This window comes from Polaromonas aquatica, assembly GCF_042659145.1.
In the GTDB taxonomy this organism is placed as follows: domain Bacteria; phylum Pseudomonadota; class Gammaproteobacteria; order Burkholderiales; family Burkholderiaceae_C; genus Polaromonas; species Polaromonas aquatica.
Map to the genome: position 1 here is coordinate 72952 of NZ_JBHSRS010000078.1, position 16387 is coordinate 89338.

General features: G+C 60.4%; 14 protein-coding genes. 9 read left to right on the plus strand and 5 right to left on the minus strand.

Features of this window, described 5'->3' with window-relative positions; genetic code table 11:
- Positions 1-53 precede the first annotated feature (53 nt).
- The 6 genes from ACFQND_RS14995 (at position 54) to ACFQND_RS15020 (ending at position 7762) form a co-directional block, all read left to right on the plus strand.
- Positions 54-983, plus strand: a complete 930-nt coding sequence (locus tag ACFQND_RS14995) for a LysR family transcriptional regulator (protein ID WP_371436703.1) — start codon at positions 54-56, stop codon at positions 981-983.
- Between the two features lie 411 nt (positions 984-1394).
- The gene (locus tag ACFQND_RS15000; protein WP_371436704.1) at positions 1395-1619 is read left to right on the plus strand and encodes a hypothetical protein; all 225 of its coding nucleotides are present in this window, start codon (positions 1395-1397) and stop codon (positions 1617-1619) included.
- Positions 1620-1971: 352 nt separating this feature from the next.
- Complete coding sequence (gene mgtA, locus ACFQND_RS15005; protein WP_371436705.1) at positions 1972-4746, plus strand: magnesium-translocating P-type ATPase; 2775 nt, start codon at positions 1972-1974, stop codon at positions 4744-4746.
- Between the two features lie 223 nt (positions 4747-4969).
- Complete coding sequence (locus tag ACFQND_RS15010) at positions 4970-5560, plus strand: TetR family transcriptional regulator (RefSeq protein WP_377414030.1); 591 nt, start codon at positions 4970-4972, stop codon at positions 5558-5560.
- Between the two features lie 154 nt (positions 5561-5714).
- Positions 5715-6734: an aromatic ring-hydroxylating dioxygenase subunit alpha gene (locus tag ACFQND_RS15015; protein WP_371436707.1), complete on the plus strand. Its 1020-nt coding sequence runs from the start codon at positions 5715-5717 to the stop codon at positions 6732-6734.
- A 44-nt stretch (positions 6735-6778) separates the two neighbouring features.
- Positions 6779-7762, plus strand: a complete 984-nt coding sequence (locus ACFQND_RS15020; RefSeq protein WP_371436708.1) for an ABC transporter substrate-binding protein — start codon at positions 6779-6781, stop codon at positions 7760-7762.
- A 34-nt stretch (positions 7763-7796) separates the two neighbouring features.
- Here the strand turns inward: ACFQND_RS15020 and ACFQND_RS15025 are convergent, their stop codons facing one another.
- Positions 7797-8726: a LysR family transcriptional regulator gene (locus tag ACFQND_RS15025; RefSeq protein ID WP_371436709.1), complete on the minus strand. Its 930-nt coding sequence runs from the start codon at positions 8724-8726 to the stop codon at positions 7797-7799.
- Positions 8727-8882: 156 nt separating this feature from the next.
- On the opposite strand from ACFQND_RS15025, the gene ACFQND_RS15030 reads away from it, so the two are divergent.
- Genes ACFQND_RS15030 through ACFQND_RS15040 form a run of 3 tightly spaced genes read left to right on the plus strand, consistent with a single transcriptional unit; the run spans position 8883 to position 12225 of the window.
- On the plus strand, positions 8883-9863 hold the full coding sequence (locus ACFQND_RS15030; RefSeq protein WP_371436710.1) for a PDR/VanB family oxidoreductase: 981 nt from the start codon (positions 8883-8885) through the stop codon (positions 9861-9863).
- A gap of 30 nt (positions 9864-9893) precedes the next feature.
- Positions 9894-11006: a Rieske 2Fe-2S domain-containing protein gene (locus ACFQND_RS15035; protein WP_371436711.1), complete on the plus strand. Its 1113-nt coding sequence runs from the start codon at positions 9894-9896 to the stop codon at positions 11004-11006.
- A gap of 37 nt (positions 11007-11043) precedes the next feature.
- On the plus strand, positions 11044-12225 hold the full coding sequence (locus ACFQND_RS15040) for an ABC transporter substrate-binding protein (RefSeq protein ID WP_371436712.1): 1182 nt from the start codon (positions 11044-11046) through the stop codon (positions 12223-12225).
- Between the two features lie 28 nt (positions 12226-12253).
- Here the strand turns inward: ACFQND_RS15040 and ACFQND_RS15045 are convergent, their stop codons facing one another.
- The 4 genes from ACFQND_RS15045 to ACFQND_RS15060 all read right to left on the minus strand — a co-directional run bounded on the left by ACFQND_RS15045 (position 12254) and on the right by ACFQND_RS15060 (position 16266).
- Positions 12254-13225, minus strand: a complete 972-nt coding sequence (locus tag ACFQND_RS15045; protein WP_371436713.1) for a quinone oxidoreductase family protein — start codon at positions 13223-13225, stop codon at positions 12254-12256.
- Positions 13226-13228: 3 nt separating this feature from the next.
- Positions 13229-14287, minus strand: a complete 1059-nt coding sequence (locus ACFQND_RS15050; protein WP_371436714.1) for a BKACE family enzyme — start codon at positions 14285-14287, stop codon at positions 13229-13231.
- A gap of 96 nt (positions 14288-14383) precedes the next feature.
- Positions 14384-15232 carry a TauD/TfdA dioxygenase family protein gene (locus tag ACFQND_RS15055; protein WP_371436740.1) on the minus strand — a complete coding sequence of 283 codons (849 nt, stop codon included), beginning with the start codon at positions 15230-15232 and terminating at the stop codon, positions 14384-14386.
- Between the two features lie 56 nt (positions 15233-15288).
- Positions 15289-16266, minus strand: a complete 978-nt coding sequence (locus ACFQND_RS15060) for a Bug family tripartite tricarboxylate transporter substrate binding protein (RefSeq protein WP_371436715.1) — start codon at positions 16264-16266, stop codon at positions 15289-15291.
- Positions 16267-16387 lie beyond the last annotated feature (121 nt).

Sequence of the window (16387 nt, forward strand, 5' to 3'; positions counted from 1 at the left end):
GGCAAATTCAGCCGGGCAATCACAGGAATTTCAGGAATAGCAGGAGACAAGGCTTGGACCGCTGGACAGAAATCGAACTATTCGTGCAGGTGGCCGAAACCGGCAGCATGAGCCGTGCCGCCGAGGCTCTGGACCTGTCCAATGCCGCCGCCAGCCGCCATCTGTCGGCGCTGGAAGCACGGCTGGGCGCGCGACTGGTGGAACGCAACACCCGCAGGCTTTACCTGACCGACACCGGCCAGGAGTTTTTCAGCCGGGCCAAAGCCATCCTGGTGGACCTGAAAGATGCCGAATCTGCAGTCAACGCCACCGCCCTGAACCCGACCGGCGTGCTGCGCATCACGGCCTCTCTGTCGTTTGCGCTTCACCACGTGGCTCCGCTGCTGCGCGAGTACACCCAGCGCTATCCCAATATCACTGTGCACGTCGAGGCCGCCAACCGCTACATGGACATCATCGACAACAACATCGATGTGGCGATACGCACGCGTGAGGTCGAGCCTGATTCCAACATCACCATCCGCCGCCTGGCCGAAACACGGCGCATCCTGACGGCCTCACCGCGCTATTTTGCGCAGCACGGCATCCCCAAAACACTGGAAGACCTGCAGCGCCACAAGCTGCTGATCTATACCCATGCCAACAACCCGAACGAGCTGCGCTTCACCAAGGACGGCCAGACCACGACCGTGACGGTCAAGGGTGTACTCGATGCCAGCGACGGGCAAATCCTGCGCGTCGCAGCGCTGGACGGCATGGGCATCCTGGTACAGCCGTCCTACATCGTCTACGAGGACATCGTGGCCGGCCGGCTGGTGCCCGTTCTCGATGAATGGGACCTGCCGCGCCTGACCGTCAACCTTGCCTATCCCAGCCGCAAACACCTCTCTGCCAAGGTGCGCACTTTTATCGACTTCATGGCTGAGCACTTTGTAAAGATGAACTACGAGAAGAAATGGACCGGGCGTTTCGGGGTGTATTGACGGGCAGGGCCTGAAGTCGGGCACAGGCCCTGTTCCAGGGCAAAAAAGTGGTTGACCGCCTTTGTGCTGCAGTGCAATAATCGCGGCTTCTCAACTTTGGAGCCGCGTTCGTGGACAGTGCCAGTTTATGCAGTGACAAGAAGCGCGCCCTGGTGGCCGCTGCGCACTCGGCACCCTGACGCCCCTCCCGGGCTGGGGTCGCCTGTCGACCGCAGCCCATTCCGGCCTGTACAAAACCGCTCCATGAGCCGGTAGCGTCCAGCCAAACCCGCCAATACCGTTCTTTCTGTCGCTGACCCCGCTTGTTTGTATTTGAGTGGCGTCTGATCGTGCAGACCTGCGCCCTCATCCAAATCAGGGGCTTCTCGCGCCATCCGTGAGCGTGGTTCTTCCGCAACCGGGAGTCCTGCCATGCGTCTTGCACCTGTCGAAATCACCACCTGCCACAGCAGCACGGTGGCTGTACGCCCGTCCATCGCCTCTTCGGCCCGCGCATCCGTACCCGCTACGCCTACGGAGCAACAAGCCCTGGCATTTGCTGCACAGGCGGACCTCAGTTCGCCGTGGCCGACCCACCGTATTCGCTGCTTTCTGCCGGTCGGAGCCAAGGCCACGCAGTCATCCTCGGCGTCTTGAGCCCCTACCCGTAACGGACTTGCAGACCAATTCAATCCCAAACCTGAAGAGGAGACCCTGATGGACCCCGACCCCAGTTGGCGCCAAACGGCGCCGCCCGCAAATTCTTCCCGTCCAGCCCGTTTTAAACATCCGGCACAGCCTCGGCAGCCCTCTTTCGCATAAGCGCGAGCGGACCTCCGACGCGTAGCCGCAAGGAGGTCTTGATGACTTTTCATTCCCACTGCACCGGGCATCCCGCGCAGAACGTCCTGCCGCCCACCCGACGCACAATCGACCTGTCCGCCCAGGACGCAAAATCCCTGCCAGCGAAACCAATGGGCATCACAACCCAGAGCACAGGAGTTTCAGCATGAACAACATCTTCACAAACTGGTTCAGCGGCTTTCTGCGCGGCCGGCGGGCCACATTGCTGTTTGGGCGTCGCGCACTGCTGGAGACCGTAGCCGGGCAGGGCCGTGGCGAAGCCATACCGGATCACCTGAGCCGCGACCTGCTGAAGGCCGCCAGCGACGACATGGCTGCCGCACTGCTCAGGTTCGATTCGCATGATGACGGCTTGAGCGCACCGGAAGCCGCCGACCGGCTGCAGCGCTTTGGCCCGAATGAAGTTGAGCATGAAAAACCGCTTCCGTGGTGGCTGCACCTCTGGCATTGCTACAAAAACCCGTTCAACCTGCTGCTGACAGTTCTCGCCGTCGTGTCCTACCTCACAGAGGACATCAAGGCGACCATCGTTATCGGCACCATGGTGGCGCTGAGCACCATCATCCGTTTTGTGCAGGAAGGCCGCTCAAACCGGGCCGCCGAACGGCTGAAAGCCATGGTGAGCAATACCGCCACCGTCATTCGCCGCGACATCGGCACCGAAGCAGCCGAGGTTGCCGAGAAATATTTCGACGCCCACCTGCATACCCGCCGGCCGCCAAAACGCTTTGAGACGCCTATCCGCGAACTGGTGCCGGGCGATCACGTCGTGCTCTCGGCCGGCGACATGATTCCCGCCGATTGCCGCGTGATCACGGCCAGGGATCTTTTCGTCGCGCAGGCGGCCATGACTGGCGAATCCCTGCCGGTCGAGAAGTTCGCCGACCGCCGCGGTAGTGCAGAGGGACCACTGGAACAGAGCAACCTGCTCTTCATGGGCACCAATGTGGTTTCCGGCTCGGCCACCGCGCTGGTGGTAGCCACAGGTAACCAGACCTATTTCGGCACGCTGGCCGTGCGTGTGACGTCCAGTGACCGCGCGCCCACCGCATTCCAGGCAGGCGTGAACAGCGTCAGCTGGCTGCTGATCCGTTTCGCACTGGTCATGGTGCCCATCGTGCTGCTTGTCAACGGTTTTACCAAGGGGAACTGGACGGAGGCCTTCCTGTTTGCCCTCGCGGTCGCCGTGGGCCTGACGCCCGAGATGTTGCCGATGATCGTGACCTCCACCCTGGCCAAGGGAGCTGTGCTGTTGTCACGCAAGAAAGTGATTGTCAAAAGGCTGGATGCCATCCAGAACTTCGGCGCGATGGATGTGCTTTGCACCGACAAGACCGGCACCCTGACACAGGACAAGATCGCGCTGGAGCGCCACACCGATGTGTTCGGCGCCCCCTCCGACGAGGTGCTGAAGTTTGCTTTCCTGAACAGCCACTACCAGACCGGGCTGAAAAACCTGCTTGATCGCGCGGTGCTGGAACACGTGGAACTGCAGACCGAGCTGAAGCTGGAGCAGGACTACCGCAAAATCGACGAAATCCCCTTTGATTTCGAGCGCAGGCGCATGTCGGTCGTTGTGTCGGAGCGTGACGACCACCACGAGCTGATCTGCAAGGGCGCGGTCGAGGAGATGCTGGCGGTGTGTACCCGTGTCCGCATGGAAAGCGACAGCGGCTCGCAGGAAGTCCCCATGGACGCGGCCATGCTGGCCCGGGTGAAGGAAGTGACACACGCGCTCAACGAAGACGGGCTGCGCGTAGTTGCCGTCGCCATGAAAGAGCTCCCCGCCAGCCAGAACACCTATTCGGTCGCCGATGAAGCCGGTTTGACCTTGATTGGTTATGTGGCCTTCCTCGACCCCCCCAAGGAATCCGCCGCCCCGGCGCTGAAGGCGCTCGCAGAACACGGCGTTGCCGTCAAGGTGCTGACGGGCGACAACGAACTCGTGACCGCCCGCGTTTGCGCCCAGGTCGGCCTGGCCGCAGACACCGTGCTGCTCGGCCCACAGGTGGAACGCATGAACGATGCGGCACTGGCACATGCGGTGGAAGTGCACCAGGTATTCGCCAAGCTCACGCCTTTGCACAAGGAACGCATCGTACGTTCGCTGCGCGCCAACGGCCACATCGTCGGCTTCATGGGGGACGGTATCAACGACGCGCCAGCGCTGCGTGCAGCCGACATCGGCGTCAGCGTGGACAGTGCCGTGGACATTGCGAAGGAAGCCGCCGACATCATCCTGCTGGAAAAAAGCCTGATGGTGCTTGAGGAAGGCGTGATTGAAGGGCGCAAGACCTTCAGCAACATGCTGAAGTACATACGCATGACGGCCAGCTCCAACTTCGGCAATGTGTTTTCCGTGCTGATTGCAAGCGCCTTCCTGCCCTTCCTGCCTATGCTGCCCTTGCAACTGCTGGTGCAGAACCTGCTCTACGATATTTCGCAGATCGCGATTCCTTTCGACAATGTCGATGAGGAACTGGTGAAGAAGCCGCTCAAGTGGAACCCTGCCGACATAGGCCGCTTCATGGTCTTTTTTGGCCCCCTCAGTTCGGTGTTCGACATCACGACCTTTGCCCTGATGTGGTGGGTTTTCAAGGCCAATACCGAAGCCGCGCAATCCCTCTTCCAGTCCGGCTGGTTTGTAGTGGGCCTGCTCACGCAAACCCTGATCGTGCACATGATCCGCACGCCCAAGCTGCCTTTCATAGAGAGCCGGGCCGCCGCACCGCTGATGATCATGACACTGCTCATCATGGCTGCCGGCATCTTCCTGCCCATGGGGCCGCTGGCCGAGTACTTCAAGCTGCAGGCCCTGCCGCTGTCCTACTTTCCGTACCTGATTGCCATTCTGGCCGGCTATACCGTGCTGACGACGGTCATGAAGCGCATCTATATCCGCAAGTTTGGCTGGCAGTGACATGGCTGCAACAACCCCGGGGCCAGGTTTATTCAATGTGGAGTGCAAACCGTAATTACTGTTTAAGTTAATAAAACAGGATTCGCGGTTTGATGCCTCACCGGACATGTGATACTTGGAAAAAAATGCTTGCGACACCATGGCCCGCCCCGTAAAAAACCCTTCTGTTTCCAGACCTGTCAACACCCCCAGAAGGAAAGGCCGCCCCACAGAACACGCCACTGTGGGCCGCGAAACCCTGATTGAGGTTACCCAGGAATTGCTGCGCAAGACCCCGCCGGACCGTCTCACGATGGCGGAAATTTCCGCTGCAGCCAACGTCACGCCGGCCCTGATCCGCTATTACTTTGGCGGAAAAGAGGGCTTGTTCATGGCTGCGGCATCTGCGCAGCTTGATGCGCTTCAGCAGAAGGGCCAGGCTGCGGTAGACAAAGGCGGGTCGCTGAAAAGTCGGCTGGCTGAACGGCTGCTTGGCATGGTCGGGCAGGTGCAGGAAAACCCCCACTTCCACAAGCTGATCATGGACGCCGTCTACAGCGGATCAACAAAGGAATCGGAGACACTGACAAGCCAGGCCGCATCGCGCGGCCTGATGCTGACCTTGTCCCTCCTGCATGGAACCGACGAACCCCTGCGCAAGGTAGACCCGCGCTTTCTGCACATCGCCATGATCGGCATGACCGAATTTTTCGGATCGTCCGAAGTTTTCCTTCAGCAGCTTTTTGGCAAGGACGAAGATCCGGAAGCATTGCGCCAGCGCTATGTCGATTTCCTGGTCGATCTTCTCCTGCACGGGCTTGCCAGGCCCGCCTGAGCAGCCCCTGCCCGACTGGCCACGCCCGCCCGGGCCCCTTCAAACAGCGTTTCCAGCCGACCACCGCCCCGGCGGTTGACGGTTTCCCTGGCTTCTGCATAAAATACCATTAACAGTAATTAACTTGAACCCAGCCAAAAATCAAGGCTCGCCAATGACCATTGTGAAGAACGCCTGGTATGTCGCCTGTACCGCCAAGGACCTGCAGGAACGCCCCCTGGGCAGAAATATCTGCAACGAACCCATGGCACTGTTTCGCACGGAATCAGGCCAGGCGCATGCCCTGCGCGATTTGTGCCCGCATCGCAAGGCGCCCTTGTCCATGGGCCGTGTTTCCGGGGAAACATTGCGCTGTATCTACCATGGACTGGCTTTCAACGGCGCGGGTCAATGCACGCACATTCCTTCTCAGGACGCCATTCCGCCTCGCGCCTGTGTCCGGTCTTTTCCCGTAAGGGAGCAGTACGGCCTGATATGGGTATGGCCCGGCGACCCGGCCCTGGCCGACATCGGCCTGCTGCCGGAGCGGCCATGGCTTGAAGACGAGGCATGGGACAGGGATGTCGTGCAGTACTTCAACGTCAAGGCTGCGTACACGTTGATGGGTGACAACCTGCTGGACCTGTCCCACGTGGCCTTTTTGCACCACACGTCCATTGGTTTCAATCCCAAGCTGCTGGAAAAAGACCCGCTGCAAACCCGTGTTGATGAAGGCGCCGTCTCCAACGAACGCATATTCGTAGGAACCACACAGGCCCCGGCGCACAAGGCCTGGCATGAGTTCCCCGGCGAGATCACGCGCGTGCAGCAAAGCCGCTGGACACCTCCCGCCAATGTGACTGTGCTTGTGCGGAATGAGGACGCGTCAAAACAGGTCGATTTGCGCGCAGACCACTTCATCACGCCGGAGACAGAAGGGACACACCACTATTTTGTCGTGATCTCGCGCAATTTCCGGATCGGCGACGCGGCCTTGTCTGCCCAGCTCGACAGGGACACCCGGGCAGTGCACATGGAAGATGTCGAAATCGCCGAAGCGCAGCAGCGCATGCGCGGCCTCTTTCCCGATGTGCCGGAAATGGGCTTGATGGCGGACAAGGGCGTCAGGGCTGCAAAACGCATTCTTGATGAACTGATCGCCAAGGAGCAACCCCGCATTACCGTTTCAGCATGACAAGCCTTCTTCTCTAACCTGAGCCCACCTGTAAAGAGATTCACATGAACAAGATTTTTACCCTGATCGCCAGCCTGTTTGTCGCCTGCTCGACTGCCGGAGTTGCCCATGCAGCACCGGAAGAGGTCAACTACCTGTTACCGGTCCCCGCAACCTCGCTGGCCATGGCGCCCTGGATGCTGGCCCAGTACAAAGGGTATTACGCCCAGGAAAACCTGAAGGTCACTTTTGTCGCGGCCAAGGGCGGTGTCGACGTGGCCAAGCAGATTGGGGCCGGCAATGCGCTGATAGGCGGATCCATAGGCGACACACCCATCATCCTGCGCGCCAACGGCGTGCCGATCAAGGGGATTGCACTCCTGGGGGCGGGCACCCTGACCCTGACTGCCGTGCATCAGGACAGCGGCATACAGAACATGAAAGGCCTGCGCGGCAAAACGCTCACCGTGATGAGTTATGCCGACGGAACCTATTACTCGCTTCTGGGCGGGCTGAAAAAAGCCGGCCTGACCAAGGACGATTTGTCGATCCAGGCCGCCGGCCCGGCGGGTGTCTGGCAGCTCTTTGCAGCCGGCAAATCGCAGGCCATGACAGGCGGGGCGGATTTCATCAACTACGCGATTGACGCGGGCGCAAAGATCAACATCCTGCCGCCGGAAGAAGGTTTTCGCAGCATGGCGCAGGCCATTCTTGCATCGGATGACGCCATCCGCACGCACCCCGAGCTGCTGCGCAAACTGGTACGCGCCACCCTGCGCGGCATGAACGACATCATGACCAACCCCAAGGAAGCAGCACGCGCCTTCGCACTGGCAGTGCCTTCGTACACCGGCAAGGAAGCCTCCATCGAGAACTTCTTCGGCATGCTGCAAAAATACACCTATGCCGGTCAGTCGCCCTTGGGCCGCATCGACGCCAAGCGCATGGAGGAAGTCCAGAACCTGTATGTCAGCGAAGGCATCGTGGCCCGGAAACTTCCTCTTGACGAACTCTTCACCAACCAGTTTGTGGACGCGCCGGCAAAGTAAGGCAAGAAACCATAGAAAGAATAGCCGGTAGCGCTCACCTGCTTTTTGGGCGGCTTCTGGTTTGCGACTCCCCTTGCGCTGCCATGAACTTTTCCAGGTGGCTGCCCAGCCAGTCCACCAGCGCCTGCACGCGCACCAGCTTGTGGCTTCTGCGCGGCATATAGGCGCGGAACCAGGTTTCCTGTAAAGGAAATCTGGCCAGCAGCGGCTGCAGGGCGCCGGCAGCCAGGGCGTCACGCGCGACATATAGCGGGAGCGCCACCACGCCCATGCCCCGGGTCGCGGCATCGAGCAGCGTACGGTTGTCATCGGCCAGCAGCCGGGACTTGACCTCCACGCTGATCGCGCCGCGCGCACTCTGGAACTGCCAGTTGACGCCTGTGGGTGCAAACACGAGGCAGGAATGGTCAACCAGTTCCCTCGGATGCGCCGGCTCGCCTTTCAGAGCCACATAGGCCGGCGCCGCAAACAGCATGGGCCTGACGGGGCACAAGGGCACATCAATCACCCCCTCGTAGCTGGCCGTGCGGCCGCTGATCGCCATGTCAAAACCCTGCTCCTGCGGATTGCTGGACAGATCAACCAGGGCTACTTCCATGGTGATGCGTTCATGCTTCTCCAGAAAAGCATTCAGCACCTGTCCCAGATAAACCATGGTGAGTGTGGTCGGCGCCATGATGCGGATATGGCCTTCCAGCTTGCTGTCGTCGCGCTTGACGCTGTTCACAAGATCGTCGAAATCAGCCATCAGTCCGGCTGCCCGTGTTTGCAGTTGCTGGCCGGCCTCCGTCAGCACCACGCTGCGCGTCGATCGTTCAAACAGGCGCGAGCCCATGGTTTTTTCAAGCTGCCCTATACGCTTGGCGACGACAGAAGGCACGACATGCAGCTTTCTGGCGGCCTCCGAAAAACTGCCATAACTGGCAACGGCAAGAAAGGTTTTCAGGTTTCCTAAAACATCCATATTGCCCCACCCAATTGATTCCAAATTTAGACAAGTGATAACTCAATAAACCATCACCATTCTCTTACATGAATCAATAAACTACCAGCTCAAGTTATTCGAAGCGAATGCAGCGCACATGCCGCGGCTGCATGCGGCCAAAGCAGGAGACAGGGTTTGCCGAAAGAGTATCTGGACGTGTTGGTACGCGAGGTCACGCAGCTGACGCCGCGCGTGCGCGAATACCTGCTTGTTTCAACTGACGGCAGCCCCCTGCCGGCCTGCGAAGCCGGCGCGCATATTGAACTGCTGATCGCTCCGCAGGCGATTGGCCGGACCGTGCGGCACTACTCGCTCACAGGCGGAACTGGTTCTGTTGACGACAGCCGCATGGCCTACCGCATCGCCGTACAGCGCGAAGACCGGCCACGCGGCTCTGCCTTCATCCACGACACTTTTGCAGTGGGTACGCAGCTGGCCATTTCACCGCCCAAAAACGAATTCAGGCTGGACCACCGCGACGGCAAAAGCCTGCTGATTGCCGGCGGCATAGGCATCACACCGGTGTTTGCGATGTTGCGCAGCCTGCTGCGCCGCAAGCGCAACTTTGAAATCGCCTACACAGGCAGAAGCCGCAGCGAGATGGCTTATGTCGATGCGGTGGAGCGCCTGGCGGGAGATCGTGCCCATATCCATTGCAATGACGCTGCAGGCGGCATGCTTGACCTGAAGGCTTTGTTTGCTGCGCAGCCCGCGAACACCAAGGCCTATATCTGCGGCCCTGCGGGCCTGATTGAGGCGGCCCGAGCAACAGCCGCCGCCCTGGGATGGGAGCCTCAGCGGGTGCGCAGCGAGTTGTTCACCCCCCCGCCAACCGGCCATGAGGTCGCATTTGAAGTGGTGCTGGCACAGTCGGGCCGCACGGTTCAGGTCGGGCAGCACACCAGCATTCTTGATGCACTGAAATCTGCCGGCATGCATCCGCTGTTTGATTGCCGGCGCGGCGAATGCGGCTTGTGCCCTCTGCCTGTACTTGAGGCGGACGGCCCCATCGCTCACCGCGACCGCTATCTGTCCGACGAAGAAAAAGCGTCGGGCAGCACGCTGTGCATCTGTGTCTCGCGTCTGCAGGGCTCACGCCTTGTGCTCGACGCCTGACGCCAACCACTCATCCAAGGTGACATGCCCATGAAAACCATTCCTGTCCACGCGGCTGCCGCGACCCCTGCCGCAGAAACCTTCGCCTTTGAAGCAGGCGGTTTTGCCGACCACAACACACCGCTGATCCTCAACTGCTGGTATGTCGCCGCGCTGGGTGCGGAAGTCTCACGCGACATCATCAGCCGCCGCCTGCTGGGAACCGACGTGGCGATGTACCGCACACTGGCCGGCGAGCCGGTCGCGGTGCGCAACCGCTGCCCGCACCGTTCGTTTCCGCTGGCCAAGGGCAAGCTTGACGGCGACACCCTGATCTGCGGTTACCACGGCATGCAGTTTGACCCTTCGGGGCGCTGCCTGAACATGCCTTCCTTGCCGATCACGCCCAGCAACGCCAGTGTGCGCAGCTTTCCGGTAGTCGAATGCGGCCCGCTGATCTGGATCTGGATGGGCGAATCCGACATGGCCGATGAAGCCCTGATCCCGGACACCCACTGGCTGGCAGACCCGGAATGGAAAAGCGTGTCCGGCAGCTATTACATGAAGTCCGACTACATCTCCATGCACGAGAACCTGCTGGACCAGACACACTTTCCCTTCCTGCATCCGGGCGCCATAGGCACACCGGAATACGCGCGATCCAAACTGGATGTGCGCCAGGAAGGCGAGGTCATCATCATTGACCGCCAGCTGAAAAACTCTCCGCCGCCAGGCGTGTACGGCGTGCCGACTGGGCTGACCGGCAAGCCGGTGCACCGCTACTCCGAGGCGCGCTTTGCATCACCGGCACTGCACGTGGCGTTCGCAAAAATCGTGGACCCGACACCGCCAGAGGGTGCGCAAAGCGACTACCGTTTCAACATCACCCACATCTTCACGCCGGAGAGCAGGGGAAGCATCCACTACTGGTGGTTCAACTCGCGTGATTTCAAGCTGGACGACAAGGAAGCCGACGAGTACCTGCACACCGCATCGGCCAAGGCCTATCTCGAAGACGTCGATGCGCTGGAATGGATTCTCGAGGTCGTGAAGAACGATGCACAGCCGCAGTTCGACCTCAACTTCGCACCGGACAAACCCGGCTTGCTGATGCGCAGGGTCATCCATGAACGCGCGGCCGCCGAGGCCGGCTACACGTTCTGAAGCATTCAGCCATTTCATCAAAAACCAAGGAGACAACATGCAACGCCGTCAATTCACCTCTTTCGCCGCGCTCGCCGGCCTTTCAGCCCTGGCATTAAAAAGCGGCCCTGCCCTGGCGCAAAACAAACCTTTCAAGGTAGGACTGCTGCTGCCCCTGACCGGGCCGTTTGCTTCCACCGGGCGCCAGGTTGAAGCCGGGGTGCGCCTCTATATGGCGCAGAACGGCAGCATGGTCGCCGGCAGAAAGATAGAGCTCATACTCAGGGACGACACAGGCGCACCGGACGTCCACAAGCGCCTGGCACAGGAGTTGATTTCAACCGAGAAGGTCGAAGTTCTGGCCGGCTTTGGCCTGACACCGCTGGCCTTTGCCACCGCGCCGCTCGCAACCCAGTCAAAAACACCCATGGTCGTGATGGCCGCCGGCACCTCCAGCATCACCGAAGCTTCGCCCTACGTCGTCCGCACCAGCAACACGCTGCCGCAAACCACCGCACCGCTGGCCGACTGGGCACCAAAAAACGGTATCAAAAAGGTGGTCAGCCTGGTGACCGACTACGGCCCCGGCATAGATTCTGAAAAAACCTTCAAGGAACGTTTTAGCGCCAACGGCGGCCAGATGCTGGCGGAGCTGCGCGTGCCGCTGCGCAATCCCGACTTCGCGCCCTTCCTACAAAAGGTGCGTGATTTGAAACCTGATGCGCTGTTTGTGTTCCTGCCTTCCGGCGCAGGGTCCCAGTTGCTCAAGCAATTCCTTGAACGCGGACTGGACAAGGCCGGCATACGCCTGATCGGCGATGGCGGCATCACGGAAGACGACATCATCAATGACATGGGCGATGCGGCCCTGGGCGTGGTGACCTCACACCAGTACTCCGCCGCACACCCTTCGGCCATGAATAAAAAGTTCGTCGAGGCCTTCGAGAGCGCCAACAAGGGCATGCGCCCCAACTTCATGGCCGTGGGCGGCTACGACGGCATGCGCGTGATTTATGAAGCGCTCAAGTCCACCAAGGGCGCAGGCGGCGGTGATGCACTGATGGCGGGCATGAAGGGCCAGATTTTTGAAAGCCCGCGCGGCCAGATGTACATCGACGTGCAAACCCGCGACATCGTGCAGGATGTGTACATCCGCAAGGTCGAGAAAATCAACGGCAAGTATTACAACGTTGAATTCGACGTTCAAAAAGGAGTGAAGGACCCGGGCAAGGCGAAGTAGCCACGGGCCGAATACCTCAAGGCCTGGCTCAGGGCAGCAGGACCGTAGCGCCCACCGTCTTGCGCGACTCGAGCGCACGGTGCGCGTCGGCCGCGGCTTCGAGCGGGAAGGTCTGTGAAGCCTCGCTTTTGATCTTGCCCTCCAGCACCATGCCGAACACCTCGTCAGCCATCTCCAGCATGTGGGCGCGCGGCATGATGTAGTGCATCATGGCCGGGCGCGTCACCCACAGCGAACCCTTGGCCGCGAGCAGCATGGTGTCTATCACCACAGGGCCGGACGAGGTGCCGTTGCTCACCAGTGCACCCCGCGGTTGCAGGCAGTTCAGGGACGCTTCCAGCGTGTCCTTGCCCACCGAGTCAAACACCACGGGCACGCCCTTGCCGCCGGTGATCTCCCTGACGCGCTCCGCGATGTTCTCGCGCGAGGTGACGATGGTGTGGGTACAGCCGTTGGCTTTGGCAATGGCGGCCTTTTCATCCGTGCTGACGGTTCCTATCATGGTCACACCGATGGCCTTTGCCCACTGGCAGGCGATCAAGCCCACGCCGCCCGCCGCTGCGTGATAGAGGATGGTTTCCCCGCCCTTGAGCGGGAACACCTGGCGAAACAGGTACTGCGCCGTCATGCCCTTCATCATGAGCGTTGCGGCGGTGCTGTCGGACACACCGTCTGGCAGCTTGATGAGCACTTCCGCCGGCATGACACGCACATCCGAATACGCACCCTGCGGGCCGATCAGGTAGCCGACACGGTCGCCTGCTGCAATATCTGTCACGCCGGGGCCTACTGCCTCGACCACGCCTACCGCGTCCGAGCCCAGGCCGCTGGGCAATTGCGCAGGGTAGCGTCCGGTGCGAAAGTAGATGTCAATGAAATTGACCGCAATCCCGGTGTGGCGTACGCGCGCCTGGCCGGGTCCCGGCTCGCCAACCGCTACGGTTTCAAGCTTGAGGACTTCCGGTCCGCCGGTTTCGTAAAAACGTATTGCCTTGGCCATGGGTCATGCCGCCTTGCGCAGATAACCCTGGTGCCCTGCCTTGGGGTTGGGCGCAAAGCCGTTTTTGGCCAGTGTCTCTTCGACGGTGTCGTAGAACACGCCGATCTTGCAGATGCGCCGTGCCTCCTTGCCATCCGCCACCTCGCGCCCGATTTCGCGGGCGATGCGCACCAGCTGTTCGATCTGCTGCACGGTGCTCATCTTGGCCTTGCGGTCCTGCGTCCACAGGTTGTCTTCAATGCCGCAGCGCACATGCTGGCCCAGGGCCATGCCCATCAGGTTGATAGGCAGTACATTGCGCATGGAGCTTTCCACCGTCAGCATGGAGCCGTCGGGAATGGCGCGCAGGAAGTTGGCCATGTTGTAGATGTTGGGCGCATCCATGCCGCCGCTGATCGCGACCCAGTTCATGACCAGCGGGCCCTTGTACACGCCCCGCCGGAGCATGCGCTCCACGGTTTCAAAGCTGTTGATGTTGTAGAACTGGAAGGCGCTCTGTATGCCTGCGGCACTCAAACGGCGGATGTGCTCTTCAACCCAGCCGGGGCCGGAAGGCACAATCATCTCGCGGTAGGCCTCATGCGTCGCGGGGTCGGCCAGCGAGGTGCCTGCGTAATCCCCTGTATCCATGTGCTCGAAGATGTTCATCTGCGTGGTGTTCACCGTCACCGTCACCTGGTCTGGCTTGGGGTCGAGTTCGGCCAGCATGTGGCGTGTGTCGTCCGACAGCCATTTTGCGGCGGCACCGTCGCTTTCCGGCGCGAACGATATGGAGCCGCCGACCTGTATCACCATGTCGGGCACGGCCTTGCGGACACCGGCAATCAGCTCATTGAACTTGGACAGGCGCTTGCTGCCCTTGCCGTCGAGTTCACGCACATGCAGGTGCAGAACGGAAGCGCCGGCGTTGTAGCAGTCCACCGCTTTCTGGATCTGCTCTTCCATGGTGACGGCAATGTCTGAAGGGAAGTCCGAGGGAATCCACTCGGGTCCGTAAGGCGCGGCCGTGATGACCAGCTTGTCCTGGTTTTCGGGAATGAGGGAGCCGTCGAGAAAGTTCATGGTATGTCCTTTAATTGGGTGACTGAAGTCGTGGAGAGGCGTGTGGAGATGCATGCCCATGCATGCATTGACAGGCTGCTGTCCGGTTGAGGAAATCTAGAAAGGCGTATCGCCCATGATGCCGGCGCGTTCCATCTTGCGGTGGCAGGGCGGGTAGTCCATCACCGCATAGTGCTGGGTAACGCGGTTATCCCAGATCGCCACGGTATTGGGTTTCCAGCGCCAGCGAACCTGGTACTCGGGAATGTAGGCCTGCGTGATAAGGTAGCGCAGCAGGTCGGCAGCTCCGGGTACTGCGTCCTGTCCAAAACGCACATTGGCAGGTGTATGGAAGTTCGTGAAATGGGTGGTGAACCCGTTCACAAACAGTGCTTTTTCCCCGGTTTCGGGGTGTGTGCGCACCACCGGGTGCTCGGCGTCCGGAAACTGTGCCTTCAGTGCCAGGCGCTTTTCCAGGGGCATGACAGCACCAAAGCTGGCTTCGATGCTGTGCCGGGCCCGCAGCGAGGCGATCTGCGTTTTTATGTGCGCCGGCAGGTTCTCGTAGGCGAGCACCATATTGGCCCACATCGTGTCGCCACCCACGGGCGGGCATTCCACACAGCGCAGTACACAACCCATGGACGGCTTTTCACGCCATGTGCCATCCGAGTGCCAGGCGTTTTCGTAGCGGTCCACGGGGGCGTCAGGCGATTTATATATCTGCACCAGCCCCGGGTTATCGGGGTCGCTGCCCAGCACCGGGTGGGTTTCCAGTTCACCAAAACGCCGGGCGAAAGCCACATGTTCGGCCCGCGTGATGTCCTGGTCCCGCAGGAAAAGCACCTTGTGTTTCAGGAACAGCGCCTTGATCTCGGCGAACAGGCTGTCGTCCCGGGATGCATCACCGAGGTTCGCGCCAATCAGCTCGGCACCAATAGCGCAGGTCAGCGGTTCTACCTTGATACGGGTAGCAGTTGTCGAAGCCATAAATGTCTCCTCGCTATGGATCGGTTGGATGCTTACTGGTTCAGCTTGATGTTGAAGGTTTTCACGATGGCCGCGTTGCGGTCGTACTCGGCCTTGACCGACTGTGCGAGTTGACCCGCCGTGAGGCTGGTGTCGGGCTCAAAGCCGACCGCTGCCAGGCGCTCTTTCACCTTTGGCGCGGAGGCTGCCTTGAGCGTGGCGGCATTGATCTTGTCCACCATCGCGGCCGGAACGCCAGACGCAACGACGGTGCCCACCCAGTTGTTGAAATCAATGTCGGGAAAGCCCTGTTCGGCCATGGTTGGCACATCGGGCAACTGGGCCAGGCGGGTCTTGCTGGCCACACCAAAGATCTTTAGCTTGCCACCCTTGATCTGGGGCAGTGAGGTCGCGATTCCGTCAAACATGACGGGGATCTGGCCAGCCATGACCTGGACCAGTGCGGGCGGAGAGCCGGGAAAGGGCACATGCTGCAGGTCCAGACCGGCTTTCTGGTTGAAGATCATGCCGGCGTACTGGGAACTGGTGCCTGTGCTGTAAGACGCAAAACTCAGCTTGCCCGGGTTTGCCTTGACATAAGCAATCAGGCCCTTGAGGTCCTGCGCGGGAACGGAAGGACTGCCCACCAACACCATGGTTGAGCGTGTCACGCTTGCCACGGGCTTCACGTCCTTGAGCGGGTCGAAACCGGCTTTCATCACCAGCGGGATTTCGGTCAGGACATTGCTAGCGGTGACCATGATGGTCTGGCCGTCGGCGGGTGCGGCCATCAGGGCATGCACCGCAATCCCACCGCCTGCCCCCGGTTTGTTGTCAATGATCACGGGTTGGCCGATGTCGGCCGAAATTTGCTCGGCAAGGATGCGGGCGACGACGTCCATGGTGCCGCCAGGTGGGGCAGGCACGATCATCTTCACGGGTTTGTCTGTCCAGGCCATAACCACCGGAGTGGCCATCATGCTCAGGATTGCCAGCAGCAGTTGCGGCAGTATGCGGGTTTGCTTTTTCATCAGGGGCTCCTGTTGTCTCGGTTTATGGCGGCGAAATGCTTTTTTGATGCCGCTCTGGAAATTGACTATATATACGGCACCTGGGTTTTGATTTATATTTTGGGACATTGTTTGTCTTATT

Excerpts from the sequence above, each read along its gene's own strand:
- ACFQND_RS15060 (WP_371436715.1), bottom strand. The coding sequence starts at position 16,266 with ATGAAAAAGCAAACCCGCATACTGCCGCAACTGCTGCTGGCAATCCTG.
- ACFQND_RS15000 (WP_371436704.1), top strand. The coding sequence starts at position 1,395 with ATGCGTCTTGCACCTGTCGAAATCACCACCTGCCACAGCAGCACGGTG.
- ACFQND_RS15015 (WP_371436707.1), top strand. The coding sequence starts at position 5,715 with ATGACCATTGTGAAGAACGCCTGGTATGTCGCCTGTACCGCCAAGGAC.
- ACFQND_RS15050 (WP_371436714.1), bottom strand. The coding sequence starts at position 14,287 with ATGAACTTTCTCGACGGCTCCCTCATTCCCGAAAACCAGGACAAGCTG.
- ACFQND_RS15040 (WP_371436712.1), top strand. The coding sequence starts at position 11,044 with ATGCAACGCCGTCAATTCACCTCTTTCGCCGCGCTCGCCGGCCTTTCA.
- ACFQND_RS15045 (WP_371436713.1), bottom strand. The coding sequence starts at position 13,225 with ATGGCCAAGGCAATACGTTTTTACGAAACCGGCGGACCGGAAGTCCTC.
- ACFQND_RS15035 (WP_371436711.1), top strand. The coding sequence starts at position 9,894 with ATGAAAACCATTCCTGTCCACGCGGCTGCCGCGACCCCTGCCGCAGAA.
- ACFQND_RS15025 (WP_371436709.1), bottom strand. The coding sequence starts at position 8,726 with ATGGATGTTTTAGGAAACCTGAAAACCTTTCTTGCCGTTGCCAGTTAT.
- mgtA (WP_371436705.1), top strand. The coding sequence starts at position 1,972 with ATGAACAACATCTTCACAAACTGGTTCAGCGGCTTTCTGCGCGGCCGG.
- ACFQND_RS15020 (WP_371436708.1), top strand. The coding sequence starts at position 6,779 with ATGAACAAGATTTTTACCCTGATCGCCAGCCTGTTTGTCGCCTGCTCG.